This is a genomic window from Roseomonas indoligenes, assembly GCF_017813365.1.
In the GTDB taxonomy this organism is placed as follows: Bacteria; Pseudomonadota; Alphaproteobacteria; order Acetobacterales; family Acetobacteraceae; genus Roseomonas; species Roseomonas indoligenes.
On the sequence record NZ_JAGIZA010000031.1, the window covers coordinates 24,858 to 37,010 of the forward strand.

Below are 12,153 nucleotides of genomic sequence, written 5' to 3' on the forward strand. Positions count from 1 at the left end.
CACTTCCGATGGTCTGGACAGGTTCGGCGAGGCCCGGTGGAGACAAGCCGCGTCGCACACGCCAGAATCGCACCCAGAGGCCAGGGGCAGGATATGCGGGACCACGGAACATGGGCCGGGGCAGCGGCCGTCCTGGCAGCGCTGCTGCTCGCCCCTCCCGCGCGGGCGGATGGGCCGTGCGGGCCGGCCTATCCGCGCAGAACCCCGATCGACCTGTCCGGCGCCATTGCCGGGGGAAGCGCGCGGCCCCTCCACGCCTGGGGGCAGGCCAACCTGCAATTGCTGCCGGCCGAGGATGCCGGCGGGCCCGTGCTGCGCGTCCGCTACCCTGCCGGTTCCATCGATCCCGGGAATGCGCGCGCGCCGCTGGGCGGCGCGGGATTCCAGCTTCCGGTCGGCCCCGGGGCGGAGGCGCGCTGCCTGCACTACCGGCTGCGCTTCCCGGAGGGCTTCGACTTCGTCCGCGGCGGCAAGCTCCCGGGCCTCTACGCGGGGGATGCACCGCGCGGCTGCTCGAAGCCGGAGCTCTCGGCCGGGTTCTCCGCGCGGCTGATGTGGCGCGGCAACGGTGCGGGGGAACTGTACCTCTACGCCCCGGACCGGGCGGCCCGCTGCGGGGACAGCATCGGGCGGGGGAGCTGGAGCTTCCCGCGGGGGCGCTGGGTCTCCGTCGCGCAGGAGGTGGTGCTGAACGCGCCCGGCCAGGCGGATGGCACGGTGCGGATCTGGATCGATGGGCACCCGGTGCTGAGCCACGGCGGCTTGCTGCTGAGGGAGCGCGCGGAAACGCGCATCGCAGGGCTCCTCTTCTCCACCTTCTTCGGCGGCAACGACCCGAGCTGGGCCTCGCCGCTGGATCAGCGTGCCGAGTTCACGGATTTCGGGATCTGGGACCCACCCGCCGCGCGCTGACCCGTGGGGAACGGCTCGCCGGCCATGCCGGACCCGGGTGCCGGGCCGATGCAGGGCACGGCCCCGCGCGTCGCACAGGTCGGGGCCGGAGAGCCCGCGGGGGAACTGGGATCGAACAGCGCGGCGATGCCCGTGGGTGCCCCCTGGTGCGGCTCGGTCCAGGGCGCGCCGCTCAGCACCACGACCAGCAGCACGAAGGCACAGGCCGAGAGGGCGAGGAAGCCACCGGAGAGGCCGCGCGCGGGCGCCGCCCCGCCGGGCGCGACCTTCTGGCGCGTCCATCTCTGCCGATCCGGGTGGTGGAAGATGAAGACCTTCACGAGCGCGCCGGAGATCTGGCCGTAGTAGAGCAGCAGCGGGAAGAATGGATGGAAGCTGCCGCTCGTCAGCCAGACCAGCACGCCCCAAGCGCCGCGCGTGGCCAGGATCCACATCAGGTAGAGCACCACGAAGCCCGGATCGTGCACGAATGCCGCGTAGAGCACGGCCAGCGGCCCTGAAAGGGTCGTCCAGGGCGAGACGCGCTGGTCGAGGAGGCTGGCCCAGGCGAAGAAGCCCAGGCGCCGGGGCCCGAGCGCGATGCCGCGGCCGCTGTTGCGGCTCATGTTGCCGAACCACCGCGTCATCAGCGCCGTCGTGGCCCGCAGAAAGCCTCCGGCCGGGAGCTCCTCCAGGCAGAAGACCTTCACATCCGGCACATAGGCCATGCGCCAGCCCTGGCTGAGCGTGGAGAACCAGGTGCTCTTGTCGTCGCCCGTAACGAGGCGGAGCGATCCCAGGCGCCAGTGCGTGACCGTGTCGCTCTCCACCCGGCGCAGGAAATCGGGATCGCGCACCACCTCGGCCCGGAAGACGGAGAAACGCCCGGTGAGGACGAGCAGACGCCGCGAGAGGCTCATGGAGCACATGAGCGCATCGCGCTGGAGCATGCGCAGCCGGTACCACTCCCGGGTCCAGGCATGGCCGCTGACCAGCGGAAGGTTGCCCGTGGTGACGGCGCCGAGCTCCCTATGGGCGGCGAGGATGCCGCAGGTGGCGGAAAGGGAACCGGGCGCGAGGAGGGTATCGCCATCCATCAGAATCACCTGCGATCCCGGCCGCGGATCGCCAGCGAGGATGAGGCGCAGGCCCGCGGCCATGGCCGACCGCTTGCCCGTGCCATCCTGCATCAGGACGTGCAGCACGGTACCCTCGGCGAGGCCGGTCCGGCGCCGGAGGAGTCCCCCCAGCAAGGTGGCGTCGGCCGGGTCGCTGGCGCAGGCGACGATGACGGCCGGAACACCCATCGCCTCCAGCTCGTCCAGCAAGCGGCTGTAGACGGCGGCATTCATCTCCGCCGCGATCCGGTAGCTGGTGACGATGATGTGGAGGGCGCCCGGGGGCGGCGCCTGCTCCGCCCGCGCCCGCATCGCCGGGAAGACGACACGCCGGTAGAGCAGCATCCGCGCGAGATGGACCCCCGCCCAGGACCAGCGCCACAGGCCAATGACCCCTATAATCGCGACGCCCTGCAGCGCCTCGATCTCGACCGGCGCATCCGGCAGCAGGGCCAGGAGCAGGACCCAGAGGCCGAGATAGGCCAGCACTCCCGCGGCATGGGATGCTGGGCCCGAGCGCGCCCGGTATTCCGGGAGCAGGGCCGAGCCGCCCGGATCGGGCGGCGTGCAAGGCGCGCCCATCAGGCGAGGTGGGGCGCCGCCGCGCCACGCCCTTCGGTGACGAACCAGGACAGGCCGGGCAACTGCTGGAGCAGCAGGCGGATGCTGATGGGGGCGACGAGCAGGGCCGGCGTGCCCGTGCGCCCCGCGGCCGGCGCATCGAGCGCGACCGTGACGAGACCGTAGGGCTTCAGGCTGCGCAGGTTGTCCGGCAGGCCGATGCGGCCGGCATTCTCGGCATTGAGGTTCATCGCGGCGATGCGCCCCGTAACGGGGTCCGGGCTGCCGGCCATCTGCACGCGCACGGCCTGCCCCTGGCGGAGGAAGGCCATACGACCGCTGGGAACAAGCGCATCGATCTCGACCGGTCCGCTCGCGCCGCGCTCGGCGAGCCCGAGCAGCACCTCCCCTTCCGAGACGAAGGCACCGCCGGCGGAGGTGACCTGGACGACGGTGCAGTCGCAGGGGGAGCGCAGGGGGACGGGCGCCGTCAGGCCGGCCAGGGTGCTGCGCAATTCGTCCCGCGTGGCCACGACGCCCCGCGCCTCCCGCTCGATGTCCTCGGGCGAGCGCTGGGTGGGGCGGCCATCGCTCGTGAAGCGCCCTCCCAGGGCGTCGTTCAGGCCGTGGCGGGCGGCCGCCTCCGCGGACTGCGCCTCGGCCAGGCCGCGGCGGAGAGTGAGGAGCAGCACCTCCTCCTGGTCGGCGCGGACCTGGGAGAGGATGCCATGGCGCGCCAGGGCCTCGAAGCGCTGCAGGATGCGTTCCTGGGTCGCGACCTGGCGCTCGGAGAGCTGTCTCGCGGCAACCGCGGCCCGCAGCGTGGCCTCCGATCGCAGGCGGAAGGTCTCGAAGCCGGCGCGGGCCTGGGCGCGCTCCTCCTCCAGTTCGCGCAGCCGCGCCTCCGCGGCCTGGAGCCGGGGGGCGAGGTCGGCCTGCACCTGCGGCGGCACGACCGGCGCCAGGGCGACCAGCGCCTGCCCCTGGCGCAGGGCCGTGCCGGGGCGCAGCTCCAGCGGCGGCAGGTTGCCGGCCTGAGGGGCGCGCAGGACCCGCATGGGTTGTGCCACCGCCGCGAAATCCGAGTAGACCGCCATGCGCTGCGAGGCGACCCAGCCGCCACCGAGCAGAAGAAGCCCGAAGCCAAGGGCCAGGAGGGCCGGCAGCCCCAGCCTGGGCATCCGCAGCCCAGGCAGGCGCCGGCCCGGCACGGCGCCCGGGGGCGCAGGCAGCGCGGCCGGAACCGTCACGACATCCCGGCCGCCCAGCCAGATCTGCGTCAGCTGGTCCAGGAGCCTGCTGTCCTCGGCGGCCATGTCGCAGAACTCGCAGGCGACCGCCCGGCCGTCACGAACCCTGAGGATGCGGGCCCTCAGCTGCACCGCGGCCAGGACGTTCGGGTCGCCGATCAGCAGGCGCGCGTTCAGCAGGTCCCCGGGGCGGGCGGGCGGGCCGTTCTCGTCCAGCGCGGCGCCGCCGAGACTCCAGTCACGGACGGCATAGACATCGCCGGCCATTTCCAGCCGGGCCGACAGGCGAACGCGAGGGTGCCTCCTGTTGCCGCTCGGGCTCTGGAGTGCGGTGAAAGCCTGTGGGACGGGGGAGCGACCGGCAAAGCGGGTTTCGGGGCCGATGGCGGTCAACGGCGTCGCCTTTTGCTGAAGGAGTCGATGCGCCGGGTGGTCGCGCACGGAGAGTGACAGAATCACGCTCTGGTAAACAGCATGACCTGTACCCGCGCCCGACTTCACCGCCCCCTACGCCGCAGCGGGAGCAATCAGGCATCCGCCGGCAGCCCCCGCCCACGCCCCGGGACAGGTGCCCGGGCCGTCCCTGACGCGGCCGGGCTATGCGTGCTGACCCTTGCCGCCGGGACGCTCCAAGGCGGCCTGCCGAGCGGCGGAAACGTTGCCGGGACACCCGCCCATGGGTGCGGCCGTCAACGGCGCTTCGGCCCTCCGCCCAGGTTGGCGAAGACCTGCCTGTCCTTGTTCTCCTGCATCAGCATGGAGAAGCTCGGGATCTTCTCGAAGCCTAAGCCCTGCGGCACGCCGGTATCCGGGTCGGGCTGGACCTTCGCATAGGCCTCGCCCGAGATCTTCTCCCACTTCCCCGCCGGCTTCTTGACCTCGAGGTTCACCACGGTCGCCTTGAAGACCATGCGGACGATGGCCTCCTTGGGCGCCGAAGGCTTTGTCAGGCTCGGTGCGCCCGCCATCACCTGCCAGCCGTTCCCCACGGCCCAGGCCGTCAGCTCATCCTTGTCCATCCGGCGGACCTTCCTTGTCTGCGCCCGTCCCGCGTACCCGGGCGTGCGATAGGACGGGATCATAGCACCCAACCCGCGGATCGGCCCGCACACGGCCGGCACCCCGATCCTCCATGACAGACCAAAGGCCGCCACCATCGCCGGCCCCTAGACCGGCTCGAACTGCCTGTTGGTACAGGCAATGCGCCGTCAGATGATCTGCCACAGCAACGACGCGATCCCGCCGCAGTCTCGACAGACCCGGGAAGTTCTATGCATCGGGGGTGAGGCACAGCCGGCATACCGCCGCCGCCATCACCTCAGCAGAGGATGCCATGTCCCCCCGTTCTTGGCTGACCCGCGCCTTCGCGCTGGTGGTTGCCGGCACCGCACTGGCCGGCTGCGTCGGTTATCCCGGTGGGTATGGCGGCGGGCCGGGCTACGGCTACCGCGGCGGCTACGGGGCCCGTCCCTACAGCCACGCCCCAGGCTGGGGCGGGCGAGGGTATGGTGGCGGCGCCGCCTACGGATATGGCGGCCGCGGCTACGACGGCGACTTTCACCGGGGCTGGGGCCGCGGCTAGACCGGGCATGCCGGAGGCATCCGGGGGTGTTCCCGCCAGGTGCCGCCCCGGTCGATCTTAGGGCGGGCGGCCCTGGGCAGGGTGCGACAAGGCTCCGTTGCGACTACGGGTCAGGCCTCGGAACGAGGCGCCCCGCCGCCCGCAGCGGGCGCCCCCGCATGCTCCCCTGGGAGTGCTTCGCCGGAGCGCGCCCGAAGACGGCGGAGGCTGCCTGGCCCTTGTGGGCCCGTCCGCCGTTGGAGTGCCCGTCCCGGAGGCCATGGCCCGGGCTGCACGGCTGAGCGGGCGGCCAGGACACCGCCGGGAGGGGGTAGGACCGCCGGGCCTTGCGCGGCCTGCGCCGCCGCAGCGCGCACGACAGCAGGAAGGTGCCGAGCAGGGCTAGGCCGCAAGCGGCCCAGAGCGGGACGGCATGGCCGGCCGTCGCGGCAAGGGCGACCATGCCGGGCGCGCCGATCAGTACGGAGAGCGCGCGCCCGGTGAACAGCACGCCGATCAGCGCGCCCGCCGAGCGGCGCCCGTAGAGATCCACCACCACGCTCGGTAACAGCGCGACGAACCCGCCCTGGAACAGGCCGAAGCCGAGCGCGAAGACGATGAAGCCGGCAGCGCTCCGCGCCTCCGCCCACGACGCCATCATCGCCGCAACGCCGAGGCAGCAGGCCAGCAGGGTGCGGTCGCGTCCCATCCGGTCCGCCAGACTGCCGAGGGCGAGCCGGCCAAGGATCGACCCGGCCCCGACCAGGCTCAGAAGCCAGAGCGCGTCCGATGCCGCCAACCCTGCGCCGCGCGCCGTCGCCACGATCTCGGCATAGGGCAGCGCCACGGGAACGGAGAGGAGCAGGCTGCCCGCCAGCAGCAGGGGATAGCGCCGCCCGCGCAGCGCCTCCCCGATGCGGACCCCTTCCAGCAAGGATGCCGGATCCGGCCGGACGGGCTGCGCCGCACCGTCCGGCGCCATCCCGCAGGCCTCGGGCCAGCGGCCCAGGAGCTGCGCCGCCAGGAGCCCGACGACCGCGATGAAGACCCCCGAGATCAGGAACGCCACCCGCCAATCCCCCCAGGGGGCCAGCAGCGAGGCGGAGATGGGAACCATCGCGGTGCCCGCCCCCACGCCCGAGGTCGCGAGGCCCGAGGCCAGGCCGCGCCAGACCATGAACCACCGCTGCACCGCCGCGACCGCCGGCACATAGGCCATCCCCGCGCCGGCCCCGACGAGCAGCCCGTAGCAGAGCAGCACCTGGGAGAAGTCCCGCGCCACCGCCGCGAGAAGGAAGCCGCACGCCATGACGGCCATCCCCAGCGTGATCGGCCCTCGCGCGCCGAACCGATCCGCGAGCGGCCCGCTGACAGCGCCCATGGCGAAGGCCATGGCCCCGCTGATCGCGTAGACGAGGCTGACCGAAGCGTCGGAGGCGCCGAAGCTGGCCTGCAGGGACGCGGCAAAGGCGGGGAAGGAATAGACCGCGCCGAAGCAGAGCGCCTGCACCACGAAGGAGCCCGCGACCACCGCCCAGCCGCGGAAACGCAGCGGCGGGCAGGGCACGGGCGGAGCCGGCCGTGCATGCCGGGAGAGGATCGACTCCGCCCGGTCGGGCGGGCCTGGGCGAGCGTGCGGTGTCATCAGGCACCTCTTGCGGAAGGCCGCGAAGCTGGCCTTCCCGCCCGGCGTCGCGCGGTGCCGGAAGTCACAGCGCGCCATGCCCGGGCGGCGGAGATTGGGCCCGGGTCGCGGGTCCCCCGCGCCAGGAAGGGAGGGCCGGGGCATGGACATGCGCTCGACCGACATGCGTTTACGGCGCCCCGCAGCCGCGGCACTGTGGCTCGATGAGCCCTGCACGATGGATGAGCTAGGTCACCTCGCCTTCTTCCGGCCCTTCGGCCGCGCCGCGCTGGATCCCCTGGCCGCCGTGGCGCGATGGCGGGGCTTTTCCGCCGGGCAGACGGTGCTCGAGGCGGGCGACCCGACGCAGGAGGTCAGCTTCGTCGCGGAGGGCGAGCTGCGCGTAATCTCGCGCAGCAGCGGCGGCCACGAGATGATCCTGAACGAGCTGCGCGCCGGCGACATCTTCGGGGAGATCGCGGCGATCGACGGCGGTTACCGCTCCGTCAGCATCGTCGCGCTCACGCGGACCCGCCTCTGCACGATCGCGGCGGCGCCCTTCATGGCCTTCGCCCTCTCGACGCCGGAGGCCTCGCACCACCTCATGCGGAGCCTTGCCGCGCTGGTGCGGCAGAAGGACCAGCGGCTGCTGGAGCTCGCGGTGCTGCCGGTGCGGGCCCGGCTGGCGGCGCTTCTCCTGCGCCTCTCCCGCCCGCGGGAGAGAGGCGGGCGGATCGTCTCCCCGCCGCCGCCGCACCATGAGCTGGCCGCGCGCATCGGCACGCGGCGCGAGGTGATCTCCCGCACGCTGGGCGCCATGGGGCGCGAGGGCATGACGGAGATGACCAGGGGCGGGCTGGTGCTGCCGCGGCCCGCCCTGCTCGAGGCGGAGGTGGAGGCCGGCTACGGCGCCCCGGCGGGCGGGGAGGCGCCGCGGATCCGGCCTTCGGCGGCCCTCAGATGATGGTCGCCGCGGCCAGCTGGAGGATCACCTGGCTGCGGCCGGCCCCGTAGTCGGGATCCCGGAACCCCATCAGCGTCTTCACCGCCTGGCCCCACGCATCATCCGCGTTCGCCACCCGCGCGCTCATCTCCTCCATCTGCGACAGGCGCTGGAAGTCCCAGAGCGTGCGGAAGCTGCCGAGGCTGCGCTCGCTCTGCTGGAAGACCGTGTAGGTGCCGAGGTAGCGCAGGCCCGGCACGGTTTCGGAGGGCGAGCTGAGCAGCCCGTTGTTATCGCGCAGGAAGGTCTGGAACGCCGCATACTGCGCGCGCGGGACCTCGTATCCCCATTCCAGGACGAGGCGGTGCAGCGGGCCCAGGTCTTCCGCGTCCTCGTCCACCGGCAGGATCAGGAACTGCTCGCCGCTCCGCACGACGGAGACGAGCGGCACGGCGCTGGCGGGCGCCACGCGGCCCTGCGCGCGCAGCAGCGCCGCGGCGGCATCGGCCGGATCGACGGGTTCGGTCATGGCGTATTCCTCTCGTCCGTGTTCGGGTCCGCAGGGCGGCGCAGCAGCCCGCAGGCGCGCAGTCCCGCCAGCCCATCCTCCAGCGTGCGCCCTGCCGCAGCAGCGGAGAGGGCCGGCGCGGTGCGCGCCGCGAAGGCGTCGGCCAGCGCCAGGTCGTCGCGCCCGTCGGCAAGCTCGAGGATCAGCCAGGCCGTCGCGTTCAGCTGGTGCAGCCGCGGCGCGGCGGGGGTGTAGGCAAGGCAGGCGCCCAGTTCGGGCAGGGGGCGGAGCCGGAGGCCCGGCGCGCGCTCATGGCGCATCGCGGATTGCCTCCATCCCCGGCAGAACCCGCAGGTCCACCCCGCCGTTCAGCCCGGAATCGAAGGGGTCCGGCGCGTCCCAGCGCCCGTGGAAGGCATAGGCGGTGGAGCGGCAGCCACCATGCGTGTGCTGGGTGGAGGCGCAGCCCCGGCAGCTCGACTCCACATTCCCCGCGCGCAGGTGGCGGTAGAGCGGGTCCTCCCAGGTCTCCAGGAAGGGGATCTTCGTGACGTCGCCGTAGTCAACGTACTCGCGCAGGTACATGCAGCCGATGGAGTGGCCGTAAGCGTTCACTGCCGCCATCTGCCAGCAGCAATTCGCGTCGTTCGGGTGCCAGGACTGCATGAGCCGCAGCCCCTCCGGCGGTCGCAGAGCCGCGATCGCCGCGGTCATCTCCTCCAGCGAGAGCGAGAGCGCCGCCCAGTCCCGGCGCATGCGGCCCAGCGGATAGGGGCGCAGCACGCCCACCGCCTCCGCGCCCTCCGCCTTCGCCAGTTCCAGCAGCGGCTGCAATTCCCGGTGGTTCCCGCGGTTCATGATCACCAGCACCGTCACCGGCAGCCCGGCCCGGCGCAGCGCGCGGATGCCGGCGATGCTGCGGGCATGGCTGCCGGGCACGCCGGTCAGTGCGTCATGCGTCGCGGGCGTCGCGCCCAGCAGGTCCACCATCGCGTCGCCGAGGCCGATCGCCTTCAGCCGGGCCGCCATCGCGTCGTCCACCAGCGTCGCGTTCGTGCGCAGCCGGGTCATCGCGCGCGGCGCGGCATGGGCGATCACCTCCAGCACGTCCGGCCGGTGCAGCGGCTCCCCGCCCTCGATCATCACGGAGATCACGCCGGCCTCGAAGAACTCGTCCAGCAGGCGGATCCAGGTCGCGGCCGGCAGCTCCCGCGGGGAAGGGGCGCGCGTGCAGTCGGCATAGCAGACGCGGCAGTCCAGGTTGCAGGACTGCGTGTAGCCGATCGTCACCTTCATCGGCCGGTGCAGCGGCGGGGAGCCGCCGATCAGCCGCGCGGCGGGGCTCACGCCGACCTCGCTCATGCCGATCCCGCTCATGCCGGCTCCTTCAGCACCATGGCCATGGCGGCGGCGGCGTCCACCCAACCGGCACCGATGTCCCGCCGCCACTCCGCCCCCGGAGAGGCCTGCTGTTCCCGCGTGGTCGCGCGCAGGATGGCGTTGATGCGCTCCGCCGTCAGGCGCGGCCGCGCCTGGAGCATGAGCGCGACGACGCCCGCCACCTGGGGCGCGGCCGCGCTCGTGCCGTCCATGCGGATGCTGGCCGCAAAGGTCTGCCCCGCCGTATCGCGCAGCCCGCCAAGCCCGGAAGCGCCGGCCACCGCGATGCCGGGCGCCGCCACGTCCGGCTTCTCCCCCCCGATGCGGGTGCCACCCATGGAGCTGAACGGCGCCGGGCCGCCAGCCGGCAGTTCGAGGGCCGCGACGCAGATCGGCCCCTTCGCGCAGGCCAGGGACCCGAGGGAGCAGCCCGGCCCGCCATTCGCGTTCAGCGTCACCTCCCCTCGGTCCGGCGGATCGAAGCGGGAGCCGCTATGCCGCTGCAGGTCGTCGCGCTCGATCCAGGCATCGAAGAAGCCGAGGTCGGAAACCGCCTCGGGCCCCAGGCTCAGCGTCACCTGCCAGACCTCCTCCTCGCCGGATGGCCGCAGGCGAAGCTCGAAATGCTGAAGCGGCTGATCGGTCGTGGGCGGGCGGGTGGTGCAGGCGGCGGTGCCGATGCTCCGCACCCCCTCCGCGTCCTTCAGCACCAGCGAGGCCTGCCCGCGCAGGGCGTCCGGTGCCAGGGCGGAATCCGGGGCGCCCCCAGGCCGGCCCAGCGCCAGGTCCAGCGCGGGCATCCCCTCCTGCATGGGGGCGTAGATCCGCAGCATGTTGGGGGTGGGGTCGCCGGCCTCGAAGCGCCAGCGCAGCGTCGCCGGCCGCTCCGCCGTCACGCTGCCGGAGCGGTTCAGCCGGGCAGTCCCCATGTTTCCGGCCGCCACCGTGATGGCGCGGCCCGGCGCCTTCAGCAGGGCGTCCAGCGCGCGGTCCATCAATCCCTGCCCGTCATGCGCGCCCGTATTGGCGCCGATGCTAAGGTTGACCACGGCCGGCATCCCCTCCCGCGAGGCCAGGTCGAACAGGGCGCAGACGCCGTCGAAGACATCCACCGCATCGCCCTCCGAGACGAGGGCGCGGGGGCGCAGGTGCACGAAGGCCAGCGCCGCGCCGGGCGCGATGCCCGGCGGGGTGCCCCTAGCCCAGGCCCCCTCCGTCGGCCGCCGCCCCGCCGCGACCGAGAGGACATGGGTGCCGTGGACGGAGAGGCGGCGCTCCAGCTCGCTCGGGGGCCGGCCCGCCGGCTCGGCCCCGTAGCCGTTCTCCCAGGGGATGTAGCCGCCCGCGGGATAGGGGTTGGGGCCCCCCAGCAGCGCGTCCAGTTCCTCCCGCCCGTAGAAGCGGCCGGGCAGCGCCGCCCCTGGCGGAGTCTGGCCGTTCTGGTCCCAGAGCAGGCGCAGCCGCGTCCCGCCCAGCCCATCCGCACCCAACCGGAAGGCGGGATGAGCGAAGGCGCAGCCGAAATCCACGGCGCCGACCAGCACGCCCGTGCCGTCCGGCGCCCCATCCGGTGCCCTGCCCGCGAGCGGCGGCAGGTCGTCGGGTCGGGCGTGGATCGCCTCCGCCGTCGTGGAGAAGGGGCTCCCCGGCAGGCTTTCCACCTGCATGTCCCAGCCCTCCTGGGCCAGATCCTCCAGCCGCCCGAGCAGCCGGGGAAGCACGCCTCCGAACCCCAGCTGGGGCAGGGCAGCCAGGTCGATCCGCAACGCCGCGAAGATCGCGCCCTCCGCCCGCGGGGGCTGGCCATCCGGCGGCAGGATGACCCCGTCCGCCTCCCGCACGGCATGGCCGAAGCGGACATCCGGCCGCGCGCGAATGGCGGCGCCCTCGGGAATCCGCGCCAGCACCCCGAACTCTGCCTGCGGCGGCGCGAGGGAGAGCGCGAAGGCCGCCGCGCGCAGCACGGGATCGAGAGCGGAAAATCCGTCATTCCCGTTGATGGATTCGTTCGCGACCAGCGCCGATTCTCCCGTTGCCGAAACGAGGCTAGCAGCACCGGCTGTTGCGCTGCGGTGATTTCGATCACGATCACGCCGTGTTGCCGCATCGCCGGAGAGATTCGCCTGACCCCGGTCCTTCCCTGCCCCGCCTGCGGCTTCGACAACCCCCAGGGCATGCGGTTCTGCGGCGCCTGCGGGGAGCGCCGGCCCGTCACCGTCCTCTTCGCCGATCTGGTCGAGTCCAGCGCCCTGACGGCCCGGCTGGATCCCGAGGACCTGCGATCCGTCCTCCTCACCTACAGGGAGGCGGCTGGCGC

12 protein-coding genes are annotated in these 12,153 nt (G+C 73.2%); 4 read left to right on the forward strand and 8 right to left on the reverse strand.

The genetic code is table 11. From position 1 onward, the window contains the following. Nucleotides 1–93 precede the first annotated feature (93 nt). Entirely contained in the window at nt 94–912 is an 819-nt protein-coding gene (locus J5Y10_RS25915) for a polysaccharide lyase (protein WP_209377039.1), read from the forward strand. Here the strand turns inward: J5Y10_RS25915 and J5Y10_RS25920 are convergent. The 3 genes from J5Y10_RS25920 to J5Y10_RS25930 form a co-directional block, all read right to left on the reverse strand. Next, nucleotides 858–2,591 (reverse strand): glycosyltransferase, encoded by a 1,734-nt coding sequence (locus J5Y10_RS25920; RefSeq protein WP_209377040.1) that lies wholly within the window; start codon nt 2,589–2,591, stop codon nt 858–860. The genes J5Y10_RS25915 and J5Y10_RS25920 overlap by 55 nt on opposite strands. Continuing rightward, a complete protein-coding gene (locus J5Y10_RS25925; protein WP_342453026.1) occupies nt 2,591–4,321 on the reverse strand; it encodes a PilZ domain-containing protein in 1,731 nt (576 codons plus the stop codon). Before J5Y10_RS25925 ends, J5Y10_RS25920 begins: the two co-directional genes overlap by 1 nt. A gap of 188 nt (nt 4,322–4,509) precedes the next feature. After that, nucleotides 4,510–4,839: a hypothetical protein gene (locus J5Y10_RS25930; RefSeq protein WP_209377042.1), complete on the reverse strand. Its 330-nt coding sequence runs from the start codon at nt 4,837–4,839 to the stop codon at nt 4,510–4,512. 314 nt (nt 4,840–5,153) lie between these two features. On the opposite strand from J5Y10_RS25930, the gene J5Y10_RS25935 reads away from it, so the two are divergent. Then, nucleotides 5,154–5,402, forward strand: a complete 249-nt coding sequence (locus J5Y10_RS25935) for a hypothetical protein (protein WP_209377043.1) — start codon at nt 5,154–5,156, stop codon at nt 5,400–5,402. A gap of 103 nt (nt 5,403–5,505) precedes the next feature. Here J5Y10_RS25935 and J5Y10_RS25940 read toward each other — a convergent pair whose 3' ends face one another. Further along, nucleotides 5,506–7,026: an MFS transporter gene (locus tag J5Y10_RS25940; RefSeq protein WP_209377044.1), complete on the reverse strand. Its 1,521-nt coding sequence runs from the start codon at nt 7,024–7,026 to the stop codon at nt 5,506–5,508. A 142-nt stretch (nt 7,027–7,168) separates the two neighbouring features. Here J5Y10_RS25940 and J5Y10_RS25945 point away from each other — a divergent pair, with 142 nt between their 5' ends. Next, nucleotides 7,169–7,969 (forward strand): Crp/Fnr family transcriptional regulator, encoded by an 801-nt coding sequence (locus J5Y10_RS25945; RefSeq protein ID WP_245215112.1) that lies wholly within the window; start codon nt 7,169–7,171, stop codon nt 7,967–7,969. Here the strand turns inward: J5Y10_RS25945 and J5Y10_RS25950 are convergent. Genes J5Y10_RS25950 through J5Y10_RS25965 form a run of 4 tightly spaced genes read right to left on the reverse strand, consistent with a single transcriptional unit; the run spans nt 7,962 to nt 11,800 of the window. Next, complete coding sequence (locus J5Y10_RS25950) at nt 7,962–8,477, reverse strand: hypothetical protein (protein WP_209377045.1); 516 nt, start codon at nt 8,475–8,477, stop codon at nt 7,962–7,964. The two genes, J5Y10_RS25945 and J5Y10_RS25950, sit on opposite strands and share 8 nt — an antisense overlap. Then, entirely contained in the window at nt 8,474–8,776 is a 303-nt protein-coding gene (locus J5Y10_RS25955) for a hypothetical protein (RefSeq protein WP_209377046.1), read from the reverse strand. The genes J5Y10_RS25950 and J5Y10_RS25955 overlap by 4 nt, the downstream gene beginning before the upstream one ends. Continuing rightward, nucleotides 8,766–9,833, reverse strand: coding sequence for a radical SAM protein (locus tag J5Y10_RS25960; RefSeq protein WP_209377047.1), 1,068 nt, complete (start codon nt 9,831–9,833; stop codon nt 8,766–8,768). The genes J5Y10_RS25955 and J5Y10_RS25960 overlap by 11 nt, the downstream gene beginning before the upstream one ends. Then, nucleotides 9,830–11,800 carry a S8 family serine peptidase gene (locus tag J5Y10_RS25965; RefSeq protein ID WP_209377048.1) on the reverse strand — a complete coding sequence of 657 codons (1,971 nt, stop codon included), beginning with the start codon at nt 11,798–11,800 and terminating at the stop codon, nt 9,830–9,832. Before J5Y10_RS25965 ends, J5Y10_RS25960 begins: the two co-directional genes overlap by 4 nt. Nucleotides 11,801–11,908: 108 nt before the next feature. Between J5Y10_RS25965 and J5Y10_RS25970 the strand changes: the two genes are divergently transcribed. After that, on the forward strand, nt 11,909–12,153 hold a 245-nt coding region (locus J5Y10_RS25970; RefSeq protein WP_209377049.1), incomplete at its 3' end, for a zinc ribbon domain-containing protein.